The organism is Aliiroseovarius sp. F47248L, from assembly GCF_023016085.1.
Taxonomy (GTDB): Bacteria; Pseudomonadota; Alphaproteobacteria; order Rhodobacterales; family Rhodobacteraceae; genus Aliiroseovarius.
Genome location: NZ_JALKBF010000001.1, coordinates 1,034,640 through 1,058,498, shown reverse-complemented (window position 1 = coordinate 1,058,498; position 23,859 = coordinate 1,034,640). Strand labels below are relative to the sequence as shown.

Here is a 23,859-nt window from a genome sequence, read left to right as displayed (position 1 = left end):
TTATGAAAACGACTTACATGCTGGCGACTGTCGCAGCCCTTGCAGCCACAAGCGCGACGGCCGAAACCTTCAACCTGCAAAGCGCCTTTGGTGGTTTGCCGGTGCTGGACCCAACCGCCAAACGGTTTGTAGCGAACGTATCCACCCTGACCGGGGGCGAGGTGGAATTCAACTACCTGCTTGCCGGTGAAATGTCACCGCCCTTCGAGATTTTCGACAATGTGAGCGTCGGCGCCATCGACGCAGGCTGGTCCTTTGCCGCCTATGCCAGCGGCAAGGAACCTGCCGCCGCCTTGTTTGGTTCGGTGCCATTCGGCGGCGACCCACTGTCTTATGTCAGTTGGTTGCAGCATGGCGGCGGGCTTGAACTTTGGCGCGAGATTTATGCCCCCTACAACCTCGTGCCTATGGCCTGCGGCGTGATCCTGTCGGAGGCAGGTGGCTGGTACACCAAAGAGATCAACTCCCCCGAAGACCTGCAAGGGCTGAACATCCGCATCGGCGGGCTTGGCGGCGACATTCTGGCCAAGCTGGGCGCGAACGCCATGTCCCTGCCCACGGGCGAGATTTCTACTTCGCTGGAAACCGGACGGCTGGACGCGACCGAGCTCAGCTTCCCGCTGGTCGACAAGCTGCTGGGATTCGACAAGGTGGCCAAGAACTACTATTTCCCCGGCTGGCACCAACCAGCAGGCTTCATCGAGTTCTACATGAACAAAGACAAGTGGGACGGACTGACCGACAGTCAACGCACCGCAATCGAGGTGTCCTGCGCCGATGCCAACCTTTACGCGCTTGGTTCGGCTGCTGGTGCACAAAGCGAGGTGTTGGAGGGCTTCCGCGCCAATGGCGTGAACGTCGCGCGCCTGCCCGACAGTGTGTTGGATGCGTTACGAGCCGCGGCGGACGAGGTCTATGCCGAAAAATCCGCCGAGGACGAGATGTTCAAGCGCGTGATCGACAGCTACCGCGCCTATGCCGCGAATTATCTCGAATATCAGGACCTTACCGACCTGAATTGATCCTATGCGCCGCGTCCCGGTCCGGGGCGCGGCGTTTTGCACACCGCTAGGACCCCGCCGTGAGCTATAACCTGAAAGACTTCGGTTCTTACACCGTGGGCGGTCGGCATCTGCACGTGACCGAAGGCACCCCGCGCAAGGTGCAGTTCACCCGCAGCGTGTCGTTTACTGTCGACCCACGCGGGCATTTCGCGGTCGAACATGCCTATGTGCAGTATTTCGTGCCGCAAGACCGCCGCCCCGGCCCGCCGGTGGTGCTGGTCCATGGCGGCGGCATGTCCGGCAGTTGTTGGGAGACGACGCCGGATGGGCGACCCGGCTGGCTGCACCTTCTGCTGACACACGGATTTGAGGTTCATGTGGTCGACAATGTCGAACGGGGCCGCGCTGGGTTTGCACCGAGTCTGTGGGATGGCGACCCGATCCTGCGCAGTCTGGAGGAAGCATGGACCTTGTTCCGCATCGGCCCTGCCGACGGCTTTGCCACACGCACCCCCTTCCCCGGTCAGTTGTTCCCGGTTCGCCACTTCGAAACCTTTGCGCGCCAGTTTGTGCCGCGCTGGCTAGGCACAACGCCGCTTCAATCTACCGCTCTGCAAGCTGTTTTGGAACGGATCGGACCGGCCCTGGTGATCTGTCACAGCCAGGGGGCCGAAGTAACTTTTGACGCGCTTTCAACTGCGCCAGAATTGTTCGAAGGGATCATTGCGATTGAACCCTCTGGCCTGCCCGATGATGCAAACCACGCGCCGAATCCGCCCATCGTGATCTGCGCCGGTGATTTCCTTGATACTGACTCGGATTGGCAGACGCGCGCGATAGGTTGGGACTGGTTTGCACAAGGCGCAAAGACCGTGCGCGTTCTTGGCGCAACCGCGTTTACGTCTGGCAACAGTCACATGATGATGATGGATACAAACAATGCCGATGTGCTGGATCGCGCACTGGACGCGTTGGCAACGCTCCCAGCCTAACGGCGGCCTCCTGTCTTCAACTCGAACCGTCGGAACAGAAGTGCGATGATGCCCGCAATGACCATGTAGAACAGGGCCAGCAGCAGCAATGGCTCATATACGATAAACAAGTCCGACCGCACGCGGGACGAGACAGAATAGATCTCGACCACCGTGATTGTGGCCACCAACGGCGTGGCTTTCAGTTGCAGGATGGTCTCGCCCCCCAGCGTAGGAAGGACGTTTCGGATCGCCTGCGGCAACCATATGCGGCGAAACATTGTGAAACGGGGCATGCCAAAGGCGTTGGCGGCCTCCAACTGCCCCTTGTTGACGCCTGCAAATGCGCCGCGCATCACCTCGCCCTCATAGCCCGCATAGGACAGAGTCAGCGCTAGAACCGCATAGGGCCAGGCCTGTCGCAGATAAGGCCAAAGCTCACTGCCACGGATCCACGGGATCTGCGGAAACAGCGACCCCAACCCGTAATAAAGCAGCCAGATTTGCAACAGAAGCGGTGTGCCGCGAATGATCGTGCAGAACGTTCTGGCCGGTGCGGACAGATACCAAGGCCCGACGGCCTGCGCGAGACCAAGGGGAATGGCCAGAAGGAACCCGGCAACCGTGGTCACGACCAAAATCCAGATTGTCCGCCATGCGCCTTCAATGGCCAGTGGTGCATATTCCGGGATCCAGTCCCAGCGCAGTGCGACCGCGCACCAGATCACCAGCCCCGCAAACAGCGCCATCAGCACGATCCGGTGCGGTTGCATCAAGCTGCGCCAACCCGTCATTTGCCCGCTCCGCGCAACGACGGTTGTCCACGGCGCGCCCATTTTTCGATCCGCGCAAAGATCGCGCCGGAAAACAGGGTCACGATCATGTAAAGCGCACCGGCCGCCAGAAAGAAGGTGAAATAGGCTCGGGTGCTGGACGCCGCTTGTCGGGTCTCGAGCGTCAGCTCGCTGAAGCCCACGATGGCCAGAAGCGCGGTGTCCTTGGTCGCGATCAGCCAAAGATTAGCCAGACCGGGCGTCGCAAAAGACATCATCGCCGGGATCGTCACCCGGCGCATCAGCATGAAGGGCGGCATGCCAAAGGCGCGCGCAGCCTCGATCTGCCCATGCGGGATCGCCTGAATGGCGCCGCGCAGCACCTCGGTCGCGTAAGCGCCTTGAACGATGCCCAAGACCCAAATGCCGGCCACCACTCCGCTGATTTCCACGCGCCCATAACCAAGCGCACTGGAAGCCTGATTGATCAGATCGGTGCCGACATAATAGAGGATCAGGATCAGTACCAGTTCAGGCACCGCCCGGATCACCGTTGTGTAAATGGCGAGGAGATCACGAATGACCACCCCGCCATAGAGTTTGCCCGACGCGCCAAACAGCCCGATCACCAACCCAAACCCGAACGCCCCGAAGGCGATCTGAAGCGAGTTGGCAAGGCCGCGCAGCAGATTGCCGCCCCACCCCGGAGGACTGAGCGACAGAAGTTCTGCGCTTTTGGCCAGGCCAAGCGTGTCGAGGATCAGCTCCAAAGCGGTGCCTTATTCGCTATAGATGCTGGTCGTGAAGTATCGCGACGTGATCTCGGCATGGGTGCCGTCGGCCAGAATGGCGGCGATCCCTTTGTTCAAACTTTCACGCAACGCATCGTCACCCTTACGGACGCCCGCGCCGACACCTTTGCCCAGAATAGCCTCGTCATTGGCGACCGCGCCTTTGATTTCGCAGCACGCACCTGCGTCGGAATTGACGAAATCGGCCATCGCGATGCTGTCGGCTTGTGTCGCGTCGATACGTCCTGCAACAAGGTCTTGATTGGCTTCATCCTGCGTCTGGTAGACGCGAATTTCTGCGGCATCCCCAAAATACGCATTGGCGTAGGTCTGGTGGATGGTTGAGGCCTGAATGCCGACGATCTTGCCCGCAAGCGATTCCGGTGTCGCCTCGATATCCATCGATTTGTCCGCCACAATCACGGCAGGCGTGTTATAGTAAGGGTCGCTGAAATCAATGGTTTTCATGCGTTCTTCGGTAATCGACATAGACGCCATGATCGCGTCAATCTGCTGGCCGGTCAGCGACGGGATGATCCCGTCCCACGCTACGGGCGTGATCACACAATCCAGCTCGGCTGCGGCGCAAACTGCGCCGATTACTTCAACTTCCCATCCGACCCAGTTGCCGGACGCATCAAGTGACGCAAAGGGCGGATAAGGCTCAGCAGCGATACCAATCTTGACTTCTTGCGCTGCGGCAGACCCGGCGGCAAGCACTGTTGCGGCTAGGCCAGAGGCTAGTAATTTCTTCAGTTTCATATGTATTCTCCCGTTGGTTGGTTTCAGTGTTGTTAGCCGACTGTCTTCAGAAACTGTTGCAGCCGTGCGGATTTCGGATTGCCGAAGACCTCGGCGGGCGGGCCTTGTTCTTCGATCTGCCCTTCAAAAAGATAGACGACATGGGTCGCCACTTCGCGGGCAAATTTCATCTCGTGCGTGACCAAAAGCATGGTGCGCCCTTCGGCCGCCAGATCGCGGATCACAGTAAGAACCTCGCCGACCAATTCGGGGTCCAGAGCGCTGGTAGGTTCGTCAAAAAGCATCACGCTGGGATCAACCGCCAATGCGCGGGCAATCGCGGCACGCTGCTGTTGCCCACCGGACAGGAACGACGGGAAGGTTTCGGCCTTGTCACCCAGACCAACCCGCTCCAACAGCTCTTTCGCGCGCTCAATCGCCTTATCGCGCGGCACTTTTAACACATGCACCGGCACTTCGATCACGTTTTCCAGAAGGGTGCGATGGGTCCACAGGTTGAACGCCTGAAACACCATGCCGAGCCGCGTGCGGATACGTTCGATCTGGCGGCGTTTGACGGGGGTTCCGTCTGGACGCATCAAAACCTCTTCCCCATTGATGACGATCTGGCCAGAGCTAGGGGTTTCCAGAAAGTTGATACAGCGCAGGAAGGTCGATTTACCCGACCCGCTGCCACCGATGATCGCCACGACATCGCCCTTGTGCGCAGTCAGCGAGACCCCTTTCAGCACCTCAAGCGTCCCGAAGGACTTGTGCAGATCCGTCACCCGAATGGCCTCGGTTTCTTCGGTTGATACTTGTTCTTCCATGGCCGTCATTTCTGGCGTTGCCATCATCGTCCCCCAATTTCCGGCTTGTAGTAAGCCGCGATTTCCGTAATTATGCAAGCGTATAATTAGCAGGCTGAGATATCCGATGATGCACAGCTCTCCAAAGTTCAGGCGCGAACCTGCCGAGCAACGCAAAGAAGCGTTGATCCTGGCCGCCCTTGCTTTGATCGCAGAGCGCGGTGTTCGGGGAGCCACGGTGCGTGCCATTGCGGAACGGGCCGATGTCACGCAGGGACTGATCCGACACTATTTCACGTCGAAGGAAGACCTGATCTCCGCCGCCTATGAGTTTCACATGAGCCATATGACCGATCTGACCTCCTCGCCAGATGTGCCAGAGGGAGCCTCGGCAAGAACACAGCTTGCGAACTTCGTAGCGGCAGGATTAAACCCGCCAGTGGTCGATCCGGCATCGGTGTCCCTTTGGGCGAGTTTTCTGAACAAGGTGCGGGAAGACGCTCGAATGCAGCAGATCCACGAACAGACCTATCACGATTTTCGCGACCGTCTGGAGGGATTGATCGCCAATGCTTTGGCCGAAGCGGGCGTTACGGCAACCCCGCCCCGTCTCAGACATTTGGCGATTGCCTGTAACGCGGTGATTGACGGGCTGTGGATGGAAGGCGGCGCGCTGCCCAATGCGTTCGAGGCGGGAGAACTACCCGAGATCGGACTGCAATCAGTCGGCGCAATCATTGGAATTGATTTGCAAAAAACAGGAAGCCAATCATGAGATACGCAGATATCACCCGGCGACTTGCTGGACTGGGTGGCGCCAAATGGGACGTCCACATCAAGGCAAAGGCGCTTCGCGCACAGGGGCATGACATCCTTGAACTGACGATTGGCGAGCCGGATGTCCCCACCCCTAAAGCATTGATGGATGTAGCGTCTGCGGCCATGCAGGCTGGGCGCACGGGGTATTCGGATGGACGCGGAGAGCCGGGGCTGCGCGCAGCCTTGTCAGAGCGTTATTCGCAAAGAACTGGCCGCCCCATCAGCGCCAATCAGGTTATGTGCTTTCCCGGCACGCAAACCGCCCTGTTCTCTGTCATGATGGGTATTGCCGACACTGGTTGCGAGGTGCTGGTCGGTGATCCGATGTATGCCACCTATGAGGGCGTGATCCGCGCAAGCGGGGCGGACATGGTGCCGGTGCCCTTGCGCCCCGAGAATGGATTTCGTCTGGCTGCTGACGACCTGGCCGCCCGCATCACGCCCAGAACCCGTGCAATCCTTTTGACGACGCCGCACAATCCTACCGGTTCCATACTGACCGCGTCTGACATCGACGCAATTGGCGAACTGGCATTGGCACACGACTTGTGGATCATATCGGACGAGGTGTATGAAGATCTGATCTTTGATGGAGAAACCTTCACGTCGCCCTTGTCGCGGGACGAACTTTCCGACCGGGTGATCGTTGTCTCATCAATCTCGAAATCACACGCGGCACCGGGATTTCGCAGTGGATGGTGTATCGGCCCCGAAGCTTTTACCGAAACCTTGTTGCCGCTGTCGGAAACCATGCTGTTTGGCAATCAGCCTTTCATCGCGGATATGACCGAAAAAGCCGTAGGTGACGGATCAGACGTAGCGCATGACATGTGCACCCGCTTCGCCGCCCGCGCCCGTCACCTTGAACACCGCCTGACCCAAGGCTGCGATCTGAAAGTGCACACGCCTCAAGCAGGCATGTTTGCGATGATCGACGTCTCCTCGACCGGGTTGAACGGCAATGACTACGCCCTGCATCTGCTGGAACACGCACATGTTGCCGTTATGCCGGGCACGTCCTTTGGCTCCACGCTGGACAATTGGGTGCGTGTCGCGCTAACCATCGACGACGATGCGTTCGACACAGCTTGTACCCGGATCATCCAACACGCCACCCAACTGCAATTGGAAACCGCATGACAAGTGTGGGAGAAGCCCTTGTTGTTGAACTGGAAAATCGTGGTGTTTCCTGTGTGTTTGGCATCCCCGGTGTGCACACGATCGAACTGTATCGCGTGCTGGCAACATCGTCGATCCGCCACGTCACCCCGCGCCACGAACAAGGCGCCGGGTTCATGGCCGATGGCTATGCGCGTGTGTCTGGCAAGCCGGGCGTGGCCTTCGTAATTACCGGTCCGGGCTTGACCAACACGCTGACCGCCATGGGTCAGGCACGCGCTGATAGCGTGCCGATGCTGGTGGTGTCTGGCGTAAATGCACTGCCCAGCCTTGGCAACGGTCTGGGTCATTTGCATGAATTGCCCGATCAGCAGGGGTTGGCGCGCAAAGTGGCGCTTGTCTCTGAACGAGTCGAAACGCCAAAGGGCCTTTCGCACGCAATAAACTCGGCCTTTGGCGCGTTCCAATCCGGGCGACCCGGCCCGGTCCATATTGAGATTCCACTGGATGTGGCGGGACAGGACATCTCGCAAACCACGCCTGCCCCTGCCCCCGAAACTGTTCGGGAACTCGACACCCGTCAGATCGCATTGGCGGCTGACCTATTGGCCACTGCCCGCTCGCCCGTTCTTTTGGCAGGAGGAGGCGCACGGACGGCCGCCCTTGCGCTGCGCGATCTGGCTGAAAGGCTGGATGCGCCGGTCGTGCAAACCGTGAATGCGCGCGGTGTCCTCTATGCCCATCCGCTGGGCGTTCCCGCCAGCCCCAGCCTTGGTGCCGTGCGCGATCTGATCGACGCCGCCGACGTCGTACTGGCCATCGGAACCGAGCTGGGGCCGACCGACTATGACATGTATGCCAGCGGGACAATGCCGAAGCTGAACACCCTGATCCGTATCGACCTGTGCCCCGATCAATTGACGCGCCACCCCGCCGAAGTCCCAATCCTTGGCGACGCGACCGATGCTCTTACAGCACTAAACACGCATCTTGGGGGAAATGGTTTTGACCGGAATGGCGCGACACGGGCCGATCAGGCTCGGTCCGCTGCCTTTGACGAAATTGGCTCCGATATGCAGGCGCTGAACGCTGTCCTGAACATCATCCGGGACACTATCCCTGCCGCCATCATCGTGGGCGATTCCGCGCAGCCGATTTATGCCGGTAACCTCTTTTACGACCACGACCGACCGGGCGGCTGGTTCAACGCCGCAACCGGATTTGGCGCACTGGGATACGGCATTCCGGCGGCGATTGGGGCCGCGATGGCGGACCCGACCGCCCCGGTCATCTGTCTGACCGGCGATGGTGGCGCACAGTTTAGCCTGCCCGAATTGATGTGTGCCGTGGATGAAAACCTGCCCATCACCTTCGTGATCTGGAACAACTACGGCTATCAGGAAATTGCGACCTCTATGCTGGACGCAGGCGTGACCGTGGTGGGATGCGATCCGACTCCGCCGGATTTCGAGCATGTCGCCCGATCCTGCGGGATGCCGTTTTGGCGTTGCGATCCGGGTAACATCGCCCGCTCTTTGCGCGCAGCCCGCGATGTATCCGGCCCCACCCTGATCGAAATTCAAGCGCCCAATTCGGCGCACCCCCTCTGAACAAGCGAGACAACGTATGACCGACCCAACCTATGAGTTCACCCGCGCCATAACCCGCCGTCCTGCGGCCAGCATCACCGAAGGTTTACGCGCCGAAGACATAGGCACGCCCGATCTGGATCAGATGTTAAAGGATCACGCGCATTATATTGCCACGTTGAAAAAAACCGGGGCCGAGGTGATCGAGCTGCCCCCGCTTGACGATCTTCCAGATGCAGTTTTTGTCGAAGATACTGCCCTTTGTCTGCCCGAAGGGGCTGTGCTGATGCGCCCCGGTGCCCCAAGCCGCATGGGCGAAGTGGCCCACATGGCCCCTGCCCTTCGCAACCTTTATGACGAAGTGCGTGAAATCTCCGGGCCGGGTCATATCGAAGGCGGCGATATTCTGGTCACTGGCCGCGAGATTCTTGTCGGGCGATCGGACCGAACAGACGCCGCAGGGGTTGCCGAGTTGTCCGGGATCGTCGGCGATTGGGGTCACAGCCTGCGCGAGGTCTTTACCCCGCCGGGTGTCCTGCATTTCAAGACCGACTGCTCGTTGCTTGACGGTGAGACGATCCTGTCCACCAAACGTCTGGATGCCTCTGGCTGTTTCGAAGGGTACAGGGTCTTACAAGTGGCCGACGGCGAAGAAGCCGCGGCCAACAGCATTCGTTTCAACCAGTTTGTGCTGATGCCCGCAGGCTTTCCCCGCACCGCCGAGATGCTAGGTAAAGCTGGCTACGACGTGGTTGAAATCAACAATTCAGAATGCGCCAAACTGGATGGTGGTATGTCCTGCCTGTCGCTTCGGTTCTGAACGCAATTTTCGGCGCAGCCTAAAGGAAAAGACCGCCTCGACCGAGGCGGTCTTTGTCGTTTCTTACTCGGCGTCTTTGATCGACCGTCGTTCAGATGACAACCCCTTACCGATCGCAACACACATCAGCAACAACACCACAGTGAAGGGCAGCCCGGTGGAAATCACCATGGATTGCAGCGACTGCAACCCGCCTGCGCTGAGCAGAAGAACGATTGCCACCGCCCCTTCAAAGATGCACCAGAAGGCCCGCTGCGGCACCGGGGCGTCGATCTTGCCTCCAGCCGTGATAGTGTCGATCACCAGCGAACCGGAGTCAGACGAGGTGACGAAGAACACGACCACCAGCATGATTCCGACCAACGAGGTGATTCCGGCCAGCGGCATCACGTCCAGCATCTTGAACAGCTTCAGTTCCAGCGCAGCCTCTTGTGCCACGGTGTAACCATCATTGATGACCTGATGCAGCGCCGTGCCACCAAAGACAGTCATCCACAGCACACAAACCATCGACGGGATCAGAAGAACGCAGATGATAAACTCGCGCACTGTGCGACCCCGGCTGACACGTGCGATGAACATGCCTACGAAAGGTGACCAGCTGATCCACCACGCCCAATAGAACGACGTCCAGCCCTGCATGAAGTTCACGTCTTCACGTCCGACCGGGTTGGACAGTGCCGGTAGATACTGCAGATATGCCCCCAACGAGCTGAAGAACAGCTTCACCAGATAAAGGGTCGGACCGACCAGCAGCACAAAGATCAACAAAAGGAAGGCAAGGCCCATGTTGATTTCGGACAGCACCTTCACGCCGCCATCAAGGCCGCGCAGTACCGAGAGCAGCGCTATCGCCGTGATGACAGAGATCAGCACCACCTCGGTCGTTGATCCGACCGGCAAGCCGAACAGCTCGTTCAGACCGGCATTCGCCTGAGTGGCGCCAAAGCCCAAGGAGGTTGCCAGACCAAACAGCGTGGCAAAAACTGCCAGTGTGTCGATGATGTGCCCGACCCAACCCCAAACAGCGTCGCCAAAGATCGGATAGAAGGCCGAACGGATCGTCAGCGGAAGACCTTTATTGTAGGAAAACAGCGCCAGAGACAACGCGACGATGGCATAGATCGCCCACGGATGCAGGCCCCAGTGGAAGATCGTCGCCGCCATACCAAGGCGTACGGCCGCATCCGTATCCCCACCGGCGGCCCCAAGCGGCGCCCAGTCGGTCCGCACGCCATTCTCGGCCGCAGTTCCGCCCAATGACGAAGAGAAATGGCTCATCGGTTCAGAGACGCCATAGAACATCAGGCCGATGCCCATCCCGGCGGCAAACAGCATAGCAAACCAGCCGACATAGCTATAGTCGGGTGTCGCTTCGGTACCGCCAAGACGCACATTGCCCCATGGGGTAACGATCAGCACAAGACAGAACAGCACAAAGATGTTGGCCGCGCCGATAAAGAACCAATCAAAGCCTTTGGTGACTGCGCCGAACAGCCAGCTGAACAACGCATTTGACTGCTCTGGCAAGGCCAGAGTGTAGAAGACGAAGGCTACGATAGACATTCCCGAAATCAGGAACACCGGATTGTGGATATCAAAGCCGAAGGGACCGACGGTGCCTTCGACGTTGTCCTCTCCTATTTCGTATTCGGTTTCAATAAGTTGGGTGGTGCCATCGGGGGTTGGTATACCCTCCAGCTCCTCCGAGTTGGGTGATTGGTCGACCATTCGGCGTCCTTTCTAATTATTTTTTTGCACGTGCATACGCGCGATCAGCCACGGATCAGCATCACGGAAGCCTTGCTATGAGCCGCTAGATGCGCCCCGTGCCCAGACCAAAAGTAGTCGCTAACGCCGGGTGGATGTGTCGCCATAACGACCAAATCAGCTCCAATTTCGGTCACCGCGTCCTCGAGTTCCTGATTCATTTGAACCGCTGGATCATGGCTCACGATCATGTGGCTTGAGGTTGAGATTTCCAGTTTTGCGCCCTGATCGGCAGCAAACTTTTCCAATTGCTTGCTGTATTCCTTGGGGGTCTGGGCCAGTTCACTTGGCGTTGATGTCGTCACACCGACAAAGCAAACCTCTGCCCCATATGTACGGGCCAAGTCGCCTGCGACGGCGATTGCTTTATCAAGCTTATCCGCATGGGTAAGATCGACTGGTGAAAGTATCTTGTTGAACATCTTCCCTCCTGTATCCGACGGCTTTCATATCGCCGCTTGTTGCCGGGTGGTGCCAATTCGAAAAATGGCCGTCCTCTGCTGCAAACGCTCGCGCTGCACAACAGGCAGGCGGGGTGGATCAAAGTGACGAGGCCAGTCTTGCATCCATGACCATCGCATTCAACCCGTTGGTTTTGGCCTGATTTTAAGCCCCCAACCGCGCGTCTTCCGGGCGTGGCGCATGCCTCGAATCAGCGCATGCAAGCTCAAACTCAGCACGAGAATACCTTCATGAGAAAAAAGCAGATCTGATAGGGTAAGTGGCGGAACGGAGGTGTTTTCAAAAAGTGAGAAATCGAGACTTGGTTGTCTATAGTCAACAGGATAGAGAAGCCCATCTTTTTCGCCTGTTGAGCAGATTGTGTCACAATTTCCTGTACCTACCGATCAAATCCAAGCTGCAAGAATACGCCAACCTATTCATCTAGGGTGATCAGCTGTGACTGTGCTGTTACATGGGCCGTCGTCTAAACTGAATGCGGCCCAACGCGGTCTTCCAAACGGCTTATAGCGAGCAGCGGCTTTAAGCCCTTTTTGGTCCGTCATAGACGGAGCCGCAGATTGCTCTCTGGTTCAACTGTAGTTACTGCGCTAACGACGACATTGGGGCGCTAAAAAATTCACATCAGGTGTCTCGACCTTGCGAACGGGACGCTCACCGGATTTGTCTAGGATTTGCTTTTCTGGTAAACGCGACACATGCCGAAATTTCGAACTTTGACTCGTAAAACGTTACAACCATTGGCGTCTCTGAACGTCGGAAGCGATCAAACAACCTTTGTCGCGCCCAATCTGATGACAATGGCTCAGTCAATTTTTGAGCCGGGATCCGAGATGTTCGGTATCTGGGAGCACGACACTCCTGTGGGGTTTTTAGCAATAGTGGACATGTCTCATCCTGAAGCCGAGTTGGATGAAGGTGACGATCCTGATGGGATCTACATTTGGCGCCTGATGGTTGACCGGGCCCATCAAGGCCAAGGGTACGGTTTGGCTGCACTAGAATTTGCTAAAGGCATTGCACGCGAAAAGGGACGCTCCAACGTCGTAACTAGTGTTGTTGATGTGCCAGGTGGCGCTCTGCTGCTTTACGAGGCATTTGGTTTCAAGAAAACCGGTAGAATAGTTGACGATGAAGTCGAGTTAATACTGCAGCCGCACTAAGCGCAGTTCACAGAGCGGGCCGAGTAGGAGTGACTGCTCACGGCCCACTCCTACCCTTGACCGAATGGGCAAGATGCTGCAGTCGCAGCCCACATTGCCGTCATTCGCTGCATGTGCAGAGTTTGAGATGCTCGAACTCACACTCTGTGGGGCGAAGCCGACCTACGCGATCGCAGTGGATGCAATGCAGAAAGTTCAACGTAACATTTGCGCTTACAGCAACAAGGTTTCGGCGATCCAGCGAATATCCCCGTTTCTATCTTTCAGCCGTGTCGATCTCGGTGGTTTTCAAACCGATAGTTCGCTGTGAATGCGGATTAATGAATCAAACCTCACAATAGACACTGAAACCGGTTGGGTGCTGAAATAGCCAAGCCGGTTTTTTGGAACGCTCTGGTAGCATGATGCTTGCGCGCGCTAGCATTGAAGGTTTCGAAAGATTGTCATATTGCGGCCCTTTAGATTATCATGCCCACTTTAGGAATTCATAGAAGGCCGCCGCAACATTGCGATGTTCGGCTTCGCCCGCCGGACACAGAGAGTAATCGACCTACACCGGAAAAATGATAGGTTTTCGGCTTCGGGAGTTAAAGAATTTCTGGTCAGCTGTTAGTTTGATTGGGTCAAAGAGCAGCGAGTTTTCGCTAAAACCTAGTCTCTGCCCCATCCGCTCTGACCCATCGCAACAGTAAATATACTGCAGCGGCCATTAACGCGACCCCCGCAATCGCGACCCACGGCCAGCCCAGTAGTGCTCTTACACCAAAGGTATCATGGTATACTGAATACATCGCGATTCCTGATAGTTGCGTCAATACTGCGACAGGCAGAAACCGGGAGTGCATCAGCGCGGCAACAAACAACAGCACCTCTGCCGGAAAGAAGAAACGCTCGTGCATTTTCGGCAGTAGGAAGGGCATCAAGATCGCTGAAACACAGGCATAGTAAATCATCGCGCGCGGTGTAAAAGGCGCTTTGCGGACCTTTGAGATAATCACTACACCCGCAGCTGATGCGACAATCAACCCCGCCAGTACAAACGACCGATGTTGCCCGCTTAGAACCTCCGCCGGGCCCAGCATATCCAGCATCAACCAGAAATTTCCGGCATTCATCGACAATCGGGTGAAGGTCTGCGCTTGGCCGGCATAGATTGTAAAAACCTCCATCAAGTCTCGCCCGGACGCCAGATAAATTGCGTTCACCAGCAGATAGACGGGCAGAATACTGGCCGCTGATATCAGCATTCGGCCCGGCGTCTTAAGCAAATATCCAAGCAAAAAAGGGGCGAAGAATATCGCCTGCAGCTTGAACGAGACAGCGATGGCAAACATCAATCCAGCCAGTAACGGTCGCTGCCGAAGTACGGCGGCCATAGAGTACAAAATAAAGGCCGTGAAAAATGCGTCCGCCTGCCCCCAGCCAATGCCATTCAGCATTGACGTTGGCAACAACATAAACATCAGCCCCGCATTCAGTCGGGCGCGTCCCGCCCATCCCGCTGCCGCCAAGCACTGCGTCACACCGAAGGCGGCCATAACACTACCGATGACTGCGGTAACCTTGATGATCGCCAGTTCAGACAGGAGCGGATTGGCCAGACTCACCAACCATAGCAAACTGATATAGCCGCCTGTGTAGTTAGAGAAACCTGTGGTAAAGACTTCAAATCCGTCAGACCCGGTAATCGCCCGCAGCCAAGGTAGAAGAAACTTGAAATGATCCGGTTGCGTGACCGGATAAAGCAGCGCGTAACACACGATCAGGCTGAAACTTAGCACCCATGTCAGCAGCGGCGCGCTAAGGTAGGTCTCAAAATCATCTGAGATTGCGTCGCTCATCTTCATCACCACCCTAACTCGTGTATTTTCAACTTTTCCACACCCACCGCCGTCAATCCATCTATTTTGGAAATAATACTTGCCATTACCTAAAATCATGTCGCGACAAGAAACAGTCAAAATCCTGCCTCATTCCTATGAGATTTTCCGGTAAATCAGGGAAGCTTACCGCTTTAGGTAACAGCTATGCGAATAGAGACCGCAATGAAATCATCCGTCACATACAGCTTTGTCGTCCCTTTCATGAATGAAGAGGCGATACTGCCCGCATTGCTGGACCGGATAACGACATTGATAGACAAGATCGATGGACACAGTGAAATCGTGTTTGTCGATGATGGTAGTCGCGACCAAGGCCCTGCAATTGTTGCCGAATACGCCGCTCGTGACCCGCGCATCAAGATGATCCGCCTGTCGCGTAACTTTGGCCATCAAATTGCGGTTACCGCCGGGCTGAACACTGTCGAGGGCAAAGCGGTGATCATCATGGATGCCGACCTTCAGGACCCGCCCGAGATTGTGCATGAACTGATTGCAAAGTGGAAGGAGGGCTATGAAATCGTGCATGCTCAACGTCGAGCGCGCGAAGGCGAAACTCGGTTCAAAAAGCTCACTGCCAGCTTATTCTACCGCCTGTTGGCGCGACTTTCATCGGTTGATATTCCGCGCGATGTGGGTGATTTCAGGCTGGTGGACGCCAAAGTTATCCAAGCCATCAAATCCATGCCCGAACGGGATCGTTTCTTGCGTGGCATGTTTGCTTGGGTCGGTTTTCGCCAGACGCTGGTACAGTTTGACCGTCCCGAGCGCGCTGCAGGTGTGTCCAAATACCCATTAAAAAAGATGGTGCGTCTTGCAATGGACGGCGTCGTCGGCTTTTCCGACGCGCCACTGCGGCTTGCTCTTTGGCTGGGCGCACTCGTCTCTCTGGGCGCGATGACCTATGGCGCGTATATCTTCATCATGGCGCTTTTCACGGACGAGTTGATTGACGGCTGGGCCTCGACCATCGTGATCCTGTCGTTCCTGTCGGGCATGAACCTGTTGATCAGTGGCGTTATCGGTCTTTACGTCGGCCGCATCCATAACGAGAGCAAACAACGCCCCCTTTATTTCATTTCGGAAAGCATCGGCGTGGCAAATGTTGTGCAAATGCCGAATCCTAAACGAGTATCTCATGGCTAAAGACCAATTTGACGCCTATAGCGACCGCTATTCCGATACGGTTGAACAATCCATCAGCTTTTCCGGCCTGTCGCATGATTTTTTTCAGCAGTCCAAAGCGTTAATGATCCAAGATCTTCTTGCTCTGCGGTTAAAGGAACGCCCACGCCCCAAGCTCCTGGATGTTGGTTGTGGTATTGGTGCATTGCATCCGCTGATTTCGCCAATGTTTTCGTTGGTTAATGGCGTAGATGTATCAAAAGACAGCATCAACCGCGCTCGTGCCGATAACCCAGCCAATCTATACAAAGTCTACGACGGGCGGACCCTGCCCTACGATGACAACTATTTTGACATGAGCCTGTCGATCTGCGTTATGCACCATGTGCCGCCTGCGGATTGGAAGAATTTTATGGCCGAACTGGGCCGGGTCGTCGCCCCCGGTGGGCTGGTTTGCCTGATCGAGCATAACCCGATCAACCCCGGAACGCGCCTGTCTGTAGCTCGTTGCCCGTTTGACGCTGACGCGGTCTTGCTCGGCACGCGCAATATGCGCCGTCGCATGCGGGAGGCTGGCCTGATCGACGTTGCAATCCGCAATTTTGTGTTTTTCCCATCCAACAAGCCCGGCTTCAGAAGGCTTGAGCGCCGATTGCATTGGCTACCCCTTGGTGCGCAATACGCCGCCATCGGCCGAGTGCCATGAGTTTCAGACGGGTGGCGGGACAGATGTTGCGATTTACCGGCGTGGGGGCTGCCAACTCCGCACTTTATTTTGTATTTGCCGCAACGCTGAATGGTCTTATCGGGCTTGCCACCATCCCCGCCTCGGCGATTGCCTATGCGCTGGCCGCAGCTTTCGCGTATCTGAGTCATAAACACCTGACATTCCGTAACGGTGCCGCCTCACCGTTCGAGGTTTCAAGGTTTGTCGCTGCAACAGCCATGGGGTTGGCGCTGGCGCTGCTCATCCCGACCCTGCTGTACCGCTACCCGCCGGTGGTGTCCTTCCTGACAGTCCTAATAGTAGTGCCGTTATGTTCGTTTGTGATGATGAAATTTTTCGTATTCCGCGCATGATCCGCGATCTTCTTGCCCCTTTCCTGGTCATGGTGCTGGGTGTTTTCATGCTGTCTGGCACGATGCTGAGCCATGATATCAGCTGGTATCTGATCTCGACCCGCTGGTGGCTGGATGGGCTGCCGATCTACGACAAAATCTTTGAGCTGAATCCACCGCTGGCGTATTACCTGACGGCAATACCGGTCTGGATATCCGGTGTCGTCGGGCTGCCTTCAATTGCGGTTTACAAAGCCTTTGTTTTTGTCCTGATTGCAGTATCTCTCATGATGTCGTGGGCGTTGTTGCTGCGCTCTTCAACAATTCCAACTCTGCTGCGCCGCACCTTTCTTGGGGTCGCAGCTATTGGGTTAGTCTTGCTGCCCATTGGCGATTTCGGGCAGCGCGATCACTTGTTCACGATATTCTTTTTGCCGTTCCTGGTGATGAGTTTACTCGACGATCCCCCGAGCAGGGCACACCGCGCCGCCATCGCGACATGGGCGCTTCTGGGTGTCGCGCTCAAGCATTATTTCCTTTTGTTGCCGCTGTTAATCCTTATCTACAAGGCTTTCGCCGCCCGCAGCCTGCGCCCGGCCCTAAGGGTCGAGTTTGTATTGCCCGCTGCGCTGCTAATTGCGTATGTCGTAGCCTCGTACTTCCTGCACCCGGCCTATTTCGATAGTGTTGTTCCCCGTACGCTTCAGCTTTATGGCGCTTTTGACTCGCCTTTTTCAGATATGCTAGTGCGCTCCAACACCTTGATTGCTGTATTGGCATTCGCCTTGGTACTTATGGCGCTGACCCCGCAGAAAAACCATTCCACCGCTCTTGTGATCCTTGTTTGCGCTGGCGCTATCGCAGTCTATCTGATCCAATCCAAGGGTTGGAATTATCAACGCATTCCCGCCAACCTTTACGTGGTGCTTGCGGTGACATGGGCCGCTGCGAGCCTCGCGCTTGCACGACAACATTGGTGGCCGATGATGCCCGCCGCTCTGGCCATCGGGGTGCTATTGGTGCCTGCGCTCAAGGCTGGACCGTATACCAACATCTTCGCCACTCGTGCAGCGCCGTATTTTAAGTGTCCGCCGGACCAGCGCAGTTTTCAGATTTTCAGCTCAACAGTATCATCGGGCTTCCCTCTTGCCAATTTGGCACAGGCAGAACCGGCTAACCGCGCGCCCACTTTGTGGCTTTTCCCCGGTGCCAGCTACTTGCTGAGCCAGACCGAGAACCCGGCTGAGCAAGCAGAATACAGTGCTGTCCTGAATGACGCCCGCGCGATGGTTCTGGACGATTTCTTTCGTACCCGACCGCAAGTGGTCATTGTCGACACCAGCCCCAACAAAGCATATTTTAACGGTGCTGCATTCGACTATCTGGCTTATTTTCAACAGGTTGACGCATTTTCGACCGCTTGGAACGCCTATCAACATCAGGGCAGAGTCGGAAACTATGACATCTACACCCGCCCGGGATGCGAGCTGTAAGGCCTCTCACCGCTGAACGAACCATCATCGCTTCACGGTGTCTCACTCAACTTGAAATCAACGGTGCTGCCCAACAGGGTTGAAAGAGTAACAAGGCGTATACTCAGCCGGGCTACGGCGAGCCGCGACGAATGTCTTCGTGAAGAGGTCCCAGCAAACTGGACAGTCAGCTAAGGTGAATCCAAATCCTTTGATGCGATACGAGGATGGCAAAGCGCCCGTATTTTAAAGTTCAGTTAATGGCCAAGTTGGCGTTGGAAGCGTTGCGTGGCGACAAAACCGTTTAGGAGATCGCAGTAAAACATCAGCTGCATCCAAAGCAGGCCAGCACGTGGAAGAGCCAAGCGATTAAGGGAATGGCCGCTGTGTTCTCCGGCGGCAAACACAGCGGTCCCACATGGTCTGAGCTCAGAGAATTTCATGTAAACATCGGGAGGATAGCGGTCGAGAATGATCTTTTGTCGGAAAGGCCTAAAAGGTGAGCCCCAACAAGAAACGGTTGATGATCCGCCGCGACCATTCCGCACTTTGCATCAGTCAGCAATGCAAGCTGGTGAACCTGAGCCGATCTGCATTTTGCTACACCGCGTTGGAAAGCACGTGTTTGGCTATGTTCGGTATGTATCATCGAATTCTCCGTCGCATCTGCTCACAGAAAGTGCGCGACGGCAGTATGCATTTCGAGTCAGGATCTGATTCTCAGGGGTATATTTGTCTGTCTCTATTTAATTGTATTTTCAGACTCTGTCTTTGCCGACCTTCTGATAGCAAACCCACAGAATTGAGCGCAGAAACTAAACCTTGCTTTCCAATAGGTGTTGGAAGTCTCCCGAGCGGGCATTCATTCTCGTTGCGGCATCATGCTCTTTGAGCTCATTTTCGACCTCGGATGCGGCGCAGCCTTTGCCGCAAGTACTTCGTGTGTGCCGTCTGCCACGGGCTTATTGCGGCCTTGCGGTGTCGCAGCGAGCACCCCTGCCGTCGATCAAGAGCCGCCGTTGAGGACGGCCCTGAGTGGGCATTGGTGTGTAGTTAATCCTACGGCGGCTATATCCCGTTGCTGACGTTCACCGTCGGAACAAATCGCGGCTTCGTGGCCTGTCGAGCCAGCCATTCGCTGCGTATGCAAAATCGGCTAAGTCGTATTCACGAAGGCATGGCGAGGATTGCATTAATCAGGCCCTAGCGACGAAGAAACAAAGCGAGCTCAGCAGGTAATATCACAGTCTCTGCAAGCGTTACTTTGAGCAACCTTCAGGACTGCAAGGTTCCAAATTCCAGCACGTCCTATTCTGGCAATCCGGCTTCGCGCAGGTCGTTCAGCACGCGTTCCAGATCTGCGTCGATGACGTATTTTCCTTCATAGTTATGAAGAACGTCCTGCAGTGAATACTCAGGATCGAAACTAATCAGTTGCTCAACTGCTTTGCGCGCTTCATCTTTGTTGCCCCGACACATCTGGATGATCGCCAGCACGCGATATGCCATCGGAGGTATCTCGGACATGCCGTTCATGGTCTCAAGCGCATCGTCACAATTCCGCGTGTGCCATTGCACCCACGCAAGGTTCCATTTGATCCAGTCTTGATGCAGCGGGTCCAGACGGACGACGCGCAGCATCAGGTCTTCGGCCTCTTCCGCCCGTCCACCATAGGTCAAGGCTTCGGCCAGCGCGGCCATCGCGCTCGTATCATTGGGATTGAGGTCCAGCGCCTTTCGAAAACGTGCCACCGACTTTCCAAGCTCGCCTTCCTGAATATGCATGTACGCCATCGCCGTATGCGCATCATAGTATTCCGGCGCAACCTGAACGGCCTTGCGCGCATAGCGCCGCGCGGCATCCAACTCGACGATCAGGTCTTCGTCCGTCCATCCCCAGCGGTACCTGTTGATATGGACAAATGTCAGCCCGACATATCCATACGGTTGCGTCGGGTCTGCCTCGATAGCCGCCAGGTTGGACAGACGGGCCTTTTCGTTGCCTTCGGGGGTGAAGGAAAAGAGGTGTTGACGGGCTTTCCAATGCAGAAGCAGGGCCGTCAGTTTCGCCTCGTCCGACCTGATCGCTTTCTGACCTTCGAAATTAATGACTCTCTGGGCGACGGTTGCGACGGTTCTTTGCACAATCTCATCCTGCATCGCAAAGACATCGCCAAGATCGCTGTTGTAGACGTGTGACCAAAGGCTCCGGCCCTCAATGGCATCAATCAGCTGGACGGTCACACGCAGCTGACTACCACTTTTTTGTTGACTGCCTTCCAGCAAATAGCGAACGCCAAGCGCGCGGGAAATTTTGCTTACGTCAGTGGTGCTGTCTCGAAAGCTGAAACTCGAATTACGCGCGATGACAAACAGCTCGGAATAGCGGGACAAATCCACGATGATCCCCTCGGCGATGGCGTCGCTGAGATAATTGGCATCAGGGCCGACGCTCAGGTCTTCGAACGCCAGGACCGCAATGGAGGGCTTGGAGGGCAACGGCAGGTCTTCCGACGAAGCGTGCTGCTCGCGCCCCAGGCCCCAGAAGGCGACAAAGACCAGGGCAACGGCTGCGATCAAGCCAAAAACCGCAATCCTCGGACCGCCCATGCGCGCAACCTTGGACAGCCAGGCCGTCGGCGGAACCTCACCGGAAGACGAGGTCGGAACCAGTCTGTATCCCTTCTTGGGAATGGTTTGGACGATCTTGTGATCGGCATCGTTCAGCGCCCTGCGGATATCAGCGATGCACTGGGACAGGCTGTCGTCGGTCACAGCCTTCCTGGCCCAGACGTTGTCGAACAGATCGTCCTTCGAGACGGTCTCGCCCATCCGGTCCACCAGAAAGGCAAGCACTTCGGAACTTTGGTGGCGCAGATGAACCGGGTGCCCGGTTTCATCCAGCAACTCCCCTGTCTCGACCGCGTACACGAAGTCACCAAACCGAATGCTGCCTGCTGAATTCAGATCTTTTTCAGGGCTTTCTCCGGACATTTCAGCCGCCTCCATGCCCCACTCAGCCTGCGAAGACTCGCACCGTGAGGCAAGAGAATTCTCATGCATCTCTATCTTTTGAAAGGAAACACCATGACTTCCATCTCCAAATTCTCCGGCCTTGCCGCCAGCCTGCTTTGCGCCACAACTGCGTGGTCAGCGGATTTCCAGGTCAAGCGGTCCCTTGAACTCCCGTCTGCCACGCCGCAGGTTTGGCATCTGATCGGCGACTTCTGCGACATAGATGATTGGCACCCGAAGGTATCCTCGTGTTCGCTGAAAGTCATGGACGGGTCATTGGTCCGTGTGTTGACGACAGAGACCGGCGACCAAATGACCCAAAAGCGTATCGCCCAAGAGAAAGGGCTATCTTACACCTACAAGACGGTCAGTACAAATTTGCCCATCGAGAATTTCACGGCAACCTTCTCGGTTCAGCCCGGAGAATCCCTGCTGATCGAGTGGATTGCAAATTTTTCCTCTGATGACCCCGCGATGGAACGTGTTGTGGTCGAGGACATCGAAGGCGGATTGTCCGCGATCGAGGGCATCTTCCTGTCGCGTTGACATTGGATACTCAGCCCTCAAGAAGTCAGGTAACGGCCCGGAGAACGATGCAGCCCTGCGCTGGACCCACCCCACTGGCTTTCGATTGCTGTGTTTTGAAAGTTAAGTAGCGGCGATGAAATCAAGTGTCGCCTGTGCAAGGTCAACGGGCACATCTTCTTGAAGAAAATGGCCAGCGTTTTGCAGAATGCGATGACGTTGCCCTTTGGCACCCGGAAGGCATTTCTGGAAAACTCTTTCGCCCCCGGCCATGATCTTGTCTTCCGCGCCAAAGACCGTTAGCGCCGGGATCGGCAAGGTGCAGAGGATCTCCCAAGCTGCCCGGTTGGGACCCGACGCCGGGTCATCAGGATTGTCTGGCACCAGCAGCGGAAACTGGCGTGCTCCTGCTTGATATCGCGCATCCGGAAACGGTGCATTGTAAGCTGCAACCTCGGCATCTGAGAGCTTTGTCACGGTTCCGCTGCGCACGATGCGACCTGCATTGAAGTCCTCCACGCACTGGGAATAGTCGCGCCAGCTTTCAAAAGCCGCACCAACCGGATGGTCACCGGTGGGCAATGCAGTGTTGGCGATCACCAACCGTGCAAACCGGTCGGGCATGTTCGCGACAAGCCGAAGACCGATCAATCCGCCCCAGTCCTGGCAGACCAGCGTGATTTCGCGAAGATCCAATTGAGTAACACAATCGGTCATCCAGTCCAAATGACGCTGATAGGTATAGTCTTCACGCGCCACAGGCTTGTCCGACCGACCGAAACCGATGAGATCAGGTGCCACCACGCGGTGGCCCGCTTGGGTGAAGGGCGGGATCATGTGACGGTAAAGATAACACCAACTAGGCTCGCCATGCATGACGAGAATTGGATGGGCATCTGGCGGACCTTCATCAAGATAGTGCATCCGCAACCCGCCATTTACGGTCAGGTAATTGGGGGCAAAATCAAAATCTGCCAGATTCTGGAACCGATCGTCTGGGGTTCGCAGATAGTCCATAGGGTGTCCTTTGCCTATTCAGTCAAGGGCTGTGAGGCGTTCCAGTAAAAATCAATGATCGCGGGAAAGCATAGCACACATTCAGCTGACAGCTGATCCATACCGAGCATTATGCCAATAAAACGTTGTGGGACGAAACGCGCAATTTTTTTGGGGTATCTGGATCAAAACGCTATGCGAGAACCGGCCGTTTCTCTGCCAGTTGACGATAGTTGCGAACAAATTTTGTCTGCAATCTGTCGGCAAATTCGCGTGCATCAGCTTCGACATAGCCCGCAGTCGGCACAGACTTGCAAAAACGTATGCGGACTTCGCCCGGACGCGCACGGAATGAACCGAGTGGCATAGCGTGATGCCCTCCTTGAAAAACCACCGGGATCACGGGCACCTGAGCTCTGATCGCAATGAGACTGGCGCCGATTTTGAAACGGCCAACGCCATCCTTTCCCGATAGTCTCCCCTCGCCGCCCCAAGCAACTCTCTCGCCCTGTTTTGCTGCAGAGACCATGCGTTCCAGCAATTGATCTGTGGCTTTGCGGTTGCCCCTTGGGACCATCTCGATCGCGGCTTTCCGACAGGCCGCTCGGGCGAAAGGAAAATAAGCGTAGAGATCAGCCGCCGCAGCACGGTCGACATAAGGCCACATCGAGACACAATAGGCCGCGACATCTACAAATGACGTCTCATTATAGCAAAGGATGCAGCCTTTCCCCGATTCAGGAAATTCGCCGTCAAGGGACACGCTGACCTGACAAGTGTCGAGAAATCGACGGAAATGCCGGGCGAACATATCACGCGCGTCTTCGCGGTCTTTTGCCCTGAGCGCGACCTGCGCATTTACGATTGGCGCAGCCGCCAGAAAGCGAAGAGATGCACGTCCGCCGCGCCAATTCTCCCCAATGTTTTTCGCAAAATATTTCATCTGACCGAACGCT

At 56.2% G+C, this 23,859-nt stretch carries 22 protein-coding genes; 12 read left to right on the top strand and 10 right to left on the bottom strand.

The annotated features are described in order from the left end of the window. Positions 1-2: 2 nt before the first annotated feature. Both MWU51_RS05285 and MWU51_RS05280 read left to right on the top strand, forming a co-directional pair. Complete coding sequence (locus tag MWU51_RS05285; protein ID WP_247035364.1) at positions 3-1,022, top strand: TRAP transporter substrate-binding protein; 1,020 nt, start codon at positions 3-5, stop codon at positions 1,020-1,022. 59 nt (positions 1,023-1,081) lie between these two features. After that, positions 1,082-1,996 carry an alpha/beta fold hydrolase gene (locus tag MWU51_RS05280; protein WP_247035357.1) on the top strand — a complete coding sequence of 305 codons (915 nt, stop codon included), beginning with the start codon at positions 1,082-1,084 and terminating at the stop codon, positions 1,994-1,996. Here the strand turns inward: MWU51_RS05280 and MWU51_RS05275 are convergent. From MWU51_RS05275 to MWU51_RS05260, 4 genes are read right to left on the bottom strand one after another with little or no spacing between them, the layout of a single operon-like run. Beyond that, a complete protein-coding gene (locus tag MWU51_RS05275) occupies positions 1,993-2,769 on the bottom strand; it encodes an ABC transporter permease (protein WP_247035355.1) in 777 nt (258 codons plus the stop codon). The genes MWU51_RS05280 and MWU51_RS05275 overlap by 4 nt on opposite strands. Beyond that, positions 2,766-3,518, bottom strand: coding sequence for an ABC transporter permease subunit (locus MWU51_RS05270; protein WP_247035347.1), 753 nt, complete (start codon positions 3,516-3,518; stop codon positions 2,766-2,768). Before MWU51_RS05270 ends, MWU51_RS05275 begins: the two co-directional genes overlap by 4 nt. Before the next feature lie 9 nt (positions 3,519-3,527). Further along, positions 3,528-4,301 carry a transporter substrate-binding domain-containing protein gene (locus MWU51_RS05265; protein ID WP_247035345.1) on the bottom strand — a complete coding sequence of 258 codons (774 nt, stop codon included), beginning with the start codon at positions 4,299-4,301 and terminating at the stop codon, positions 3,528-3,530. Positions 4,302-4,333: 32 nt separating this feature from the next. Then, entirely contained in the window at positions 4,334-5,137 is an 804-nt protein-coding gene (locus tag MWU51_RS05260; RefSeq protein WP_281502638.1) for an ATP-binding cassette domain-containing protein, read from the bottom strand. A gap of 79 nt (positions 5,138-5,216) precedes the next feature. On the opposite strand from MWU51_RS05260, the gene MWU51_RS05255 reads away from it, so the two are divergent. Genes MWU51_RS05255 through MWU51_RS05240 form a run of 4 tightly spaced genes read left to right on the top strand, consistent with a single transcriptional unit; the run spans position 5,217 to position 9,436 of the window. Beyond that, on the top strand, positions 5,217-5,864 hold the full coding sequence (locus tag MWU51_RS05255) for a TetR/AcrR family transcriptional regulator (protein ID WP_247035343.1): 648 nt from the start codon (positions 5,217-5,219) through the stop codon (positions 5,862-5,864). Then, the gene (locus MWU51_RS05250; protein ID WP_247035341.1) at positions 5,861-7,048 is read left to right on the top strand and encodes a pyridoxal phosphate-dependent aminotransferase; all 1,188 of its coding nucleotides are present in this window, start codon (positions 5,861-5,863) and stop codon (positions 7,046-7,048) included. Before MWU51_RS05255 ends, MWU51_RS05250 begins: the two co-directional genes overlap by 4 nt. Continuing rightward, positions 7,045-8,637: a 5-guanidino-2-oxopentanoate decarboxylase gene (locus tag MWU51_RS05245; RefSeq protein ID WP_247035338.1), complete on the top strand. Its 1,593-nt coding sequence runs from the start codon at positions 7,045-7,047 to the stop codon at positions 8,635-8,637. The genes MWU51_RS05250 and MWU51_RS05245 overlap by 4 nt, the downstream gene beginning before the upstream one ends. A gap of 16 nt (positions 8,638-8,653) precedes the next feature. Continuing rightward, positions 8,654-9,436 (top strand): arginine deiminase family protein, encoded by a 783-nt coding sequence (locus MWU51_RS05240; RefSeq protein WP_247035336.1) that lies wholly within the window; start codon positions 8,654-8,656, stop codon positions 9,434-9,436. A gap of 63 nt (positions 9,437-9,499) precedes the next feature. Here the strand turns inward: MWU51_RS05240 and MWU51_RS05235 are convergent, their stop codons facing one another. Both MWU51_RS05235 and MWU51_RS05230 read right to left on the bottom strand, forming a co-directional pair. After that, positions 9,500-11,167, bottom strand: a complete 1,668-nt coding sequence (locus MWU51_RS05235; RefSeq protein WP_247035334.1) for a BCCT family transporter — start codon at positions 11,165-11,167, stop codon at positions 9,500-9,502. Positions 11,168-11,211: 44 nt separating this feature from the next. Then, entirely contained in the window at positions 11,212-11,628 is a 417-nt protein-coding gene (locus tag MWU51_RS05230; protein ID WP_247035332.1) for a universal stress protein, read from the bottom strand. A gap of 738 nt (positions 11,629-12,366) precedes the next feature. Between MWU51_RS05230 and MWU51_RS05225 the strand changes: the two genes are divergently transcribed. Continuing rightward, positions 12,367-12,831 (top strand): GNAT family N-acetyltransferase, encoded by a 465-nt coding sequence (locus MWU51_RS05225; RefSeq protein ID WP_247035331.1) that lies wholly within the window; start codon positions 12,367-12,369, stop codon positions 12,829-12,831. Positions 12,832-13,475: 644 nt separating this feature from the next. Here the strand turns inward: MWU51_RS05225 and MWU51_RS05220 are convergent. Continuing rightward, complete coding sequence (locus MWU51_RS05220) at positions 13,476-14,792, bottom strand: glycosyltransferase 87 family protein (protein WP_247035330.1); 1,317 nt, start codon at positions 14,790-14,792, stop codon at positions 13,476-13,478. 84 nt (positions 14,793-14,876) lie between these two features. Between MWU51_RS05220 and MWU51_RS05215 the strand changes: the two genes are divergently transcribed. The 4 genes from MWU51_RS05215 to MWU51_RS05200 are packed head-to-tail and all read left to right on the top strand — an operon-like array spanning position 14,877 to position 18,388. Beyond that, positions 14,877-15,857 (top strand): glycosyltransferase family 2 protein, encoded by a 981-nt coding sequence (locus MWU51_RS05215; protein ID WP_247035329.1) that lies wholly within the window; start codon positions 14,877-14,879, stop codon positions 15,855-15,857. Then, positions 15,850-16,542 carry a class I SAM-dependent methyltransferase gene (locus MWU51_RS05210; RefSeq protein WP_247035328.1) on the top strand — a complete coding sequence of 231 codons (693 nt, stop codon included), beginning with the start codon at positions 15,850-15,852 and terminating at the stop codon, positions 16,540-16,542. Before MWU51_RS05215 ends, MWU51_RS05210 begins: the two co-directional genes overlap by 8 nt. A gap of 23 nt (positions 16,543-16,565) precedes the next feature. Beyond that, positions 16,566-16,916, top strand: coding sequence for a GtrA family protein (locus MWU51_RS05205; RefSeq protein WP_247035327.1), 351 nt, complete (start codon positions 16,566-16,568; stop codon positions 16,914-16,916). Further along, positions 16,913-18,388, top strand: a complete 1,476-nt coding sequence (locus tag MWU51_RS05200) for a hypothetical protein (RefSeq protein ID WP_247035326.1) — start codon at positions 16,913-16,915, stop codon at positions 18,386-18,388. Before MWU51_RS05205 ends, MWU51_RS05200 begins: the two co-directional genes overlap by 4 nt. A 1,287-nt stretch (positions 18,389-19,675) precedes the next feature. Here the strand turns inward: MWU51_RS05200 and MWU51_RS05195 are convergent. After that, positions 19,676-21,361, bottom strand: a complete 1,686-nt coding sequence (locus MWU51_RS05195) for a winged helix-turn-helix domain-containing protein (RefSeq protein WP_247035325.1) — start codon at positions 21,359-21,361, stop codon at positions 19,676-19,678. A gap of 93 nt (positions 21,362-21,454) precedes the next feature. Here MWU51_RS05195 and MWU51_RS05190 point away from each other — a divergent pair, with 93 nt between their 5' ends. Beyond that, entirely contained in the window at positions 21,455-21,928 is a 474-nt protein-coding gene (locus tag MWU51_RS05190) for an SRPBCC family protein (protein ID WP_247035323.1), read from the top strand. 102 nt (positions 21,929-22,030) lie between these two features. Here MWU51_RS05190 and MWU51_RS05185 read toward each other — a convergent pair whose 3' ends face one another. Together MWU51_RS05185 and MWU51_RS05180 are read right to left on the bottom strand one after the other, a co-directional pair. Continuing rightward, on the bottom strand, positions 22,031-22,924 hold the full coding sequence (locus tag MWU51_RS05185; protein ID WP_247035321.1) for a haloalkane dehalogenase: 894 nt from the start codon (positions 22,922-22,924) through the stop codon (positions 22,031-22,033). A 172-nt stretch (positions 22,925-23,096) separates the two neighbouring features. Then, on the bottom strand, positions 23,097-23,846 hold the full coding sequence (locus MWU51_RS05180; RefSeq protein ID WP_247035319.1) for a lysophospholipid acyltransferase family protein: 750 nt from the start codon (positions 23,844-23,846) through the stop codon (positions 23,097-23,099). Positions 23,847-23,859: the final 13 nt, after the last annotated feature.

Coding starts and splice junctions, on each gene's coding strand:
- MWU51_RS05180 (WP_247035319.1), bottom strand. CDS start 23,846: ATGAAATATTTTGCGAAAAACATTGGGGAGAATTGGCGCGGCGGACGT.
- MWU51_RS05190 (WP_247035323.1), top strand. CDS start 21,455: ATGACTTCCATCTCCAAATTCTCCGGCCTTGCCGCCAGCCTGCTTTGC.
- MWU51_RS05185 (WP_247035321.1), bottom strand. CDS start 22,924: ATGGACTATCTGCGAACCCCAGACGATCGGTTCCAGAATCTGGCAGAT.
- MWU51_RS05230 (WP_247035332.1), bottom strand. CDS start 11,628: ATGTTCAACAAGATACTTTCACCAGTCGATCTTACCCATGCGGATAAG.
- MWU51_RS05265 (WP_247035345.1), bottom strand. CDS start 4,301: ATGAAACTGAAGAAATTACTAGCCTCTGGCCTAGCCGCAACAGTGCTT.
- MWU51_RS05195 (WP_247035325.1), bottom strand. CDS start 21,361: ATGTCCGGAGAAAGCCCTGAAAAAGATCTGAATTCAGCAGGCAGCATT.
- MWU51_RS05210 (WP_247035328.1), top strand. CDS start 15,850: ATGGCTAAAGACCAATTTGACGCCTATAGCGACCGCTATTCCGATACG.
- MWU51_RS05275 (WP_247035355.1), bottom strand. CDS start 2,769: ATGACGGGTTGGCGCAGCTTGATGCAACCGCACCGGATCGTGCTGATG.
- MWU51_RS05205 (WP_247035327.1), top strand. CDS start 16,566: ATGTTGCGATTTACCGGCGTGGGGGCTGCCAACTCCGCACTTTATTTT.
- MWU51_RS05250 (WP_247035341.1), top strand. CDS start 5,861: ATGAGATACGCAGATATCACCCGGCGACTTGCTGGACTGGGTGGCGCC.
- MWU51_RS05285 (WP_247035364.1), top strand. CDS start 3: ATGAAAACGACTTACATGCTGGCGACTGTCGCAGCCCTTGCAGCCACA.
- MWU51_RS05255 (WP_247035343.1), top strand. CDS start 5,217: ATGATGCACAGCTCTCCAAAGTTCAGGCGCGAACCTGCCGAGCAACGC.
- MWU51_RS05235 (WP_247035334.1), bottom strand. CDS start 11,167: ATGGTCGACCAATCACCCAACTCGGAGGAGCTGGAGGGTATACCAACC.
- MWU51_RS05200 (WP_247035326.1), top strand. CDS start 16,913: ATGATCCGCGATCTTCTTGCCCCTTTCCTGGTCATGGTGCTGGGTGTT.
- MWU51_RS05240 (WP_247035336.1), top strand. CDS start 8,654: ATGACCGACCCAACCTATGAGTTCACCCGCGCCATAACCCGCCGTCCT.
- MWU51_RS05215 (WP_247035329.1), top strand. CDS start 14,877: ATGAAATCATCCGTCACATACAGCTTTGTCGTCCCTTTCATGAATGAA.
- MWU51_RS05225 (WP_247035331.1), top strand. CDS start 12,367: ATGCCGAAATTTCGAACTTTGACTCGTAAAACGTTACAACCATTGGCG.
- MWU51_RS05260 (WP_281502638.1), bottom strand. CDS start 5,137: ATGATGGCAACGCCAGAAATGACGGCCATGGAAGAACAAGTATCAACC.
- MWU51_RS05245 (WP_247035338.1), top strand. CDS start 7,045: ATGACAAGTGTGGGAGAAGCCCTTGTTGTTGAACTGGAAAATCGTGGT.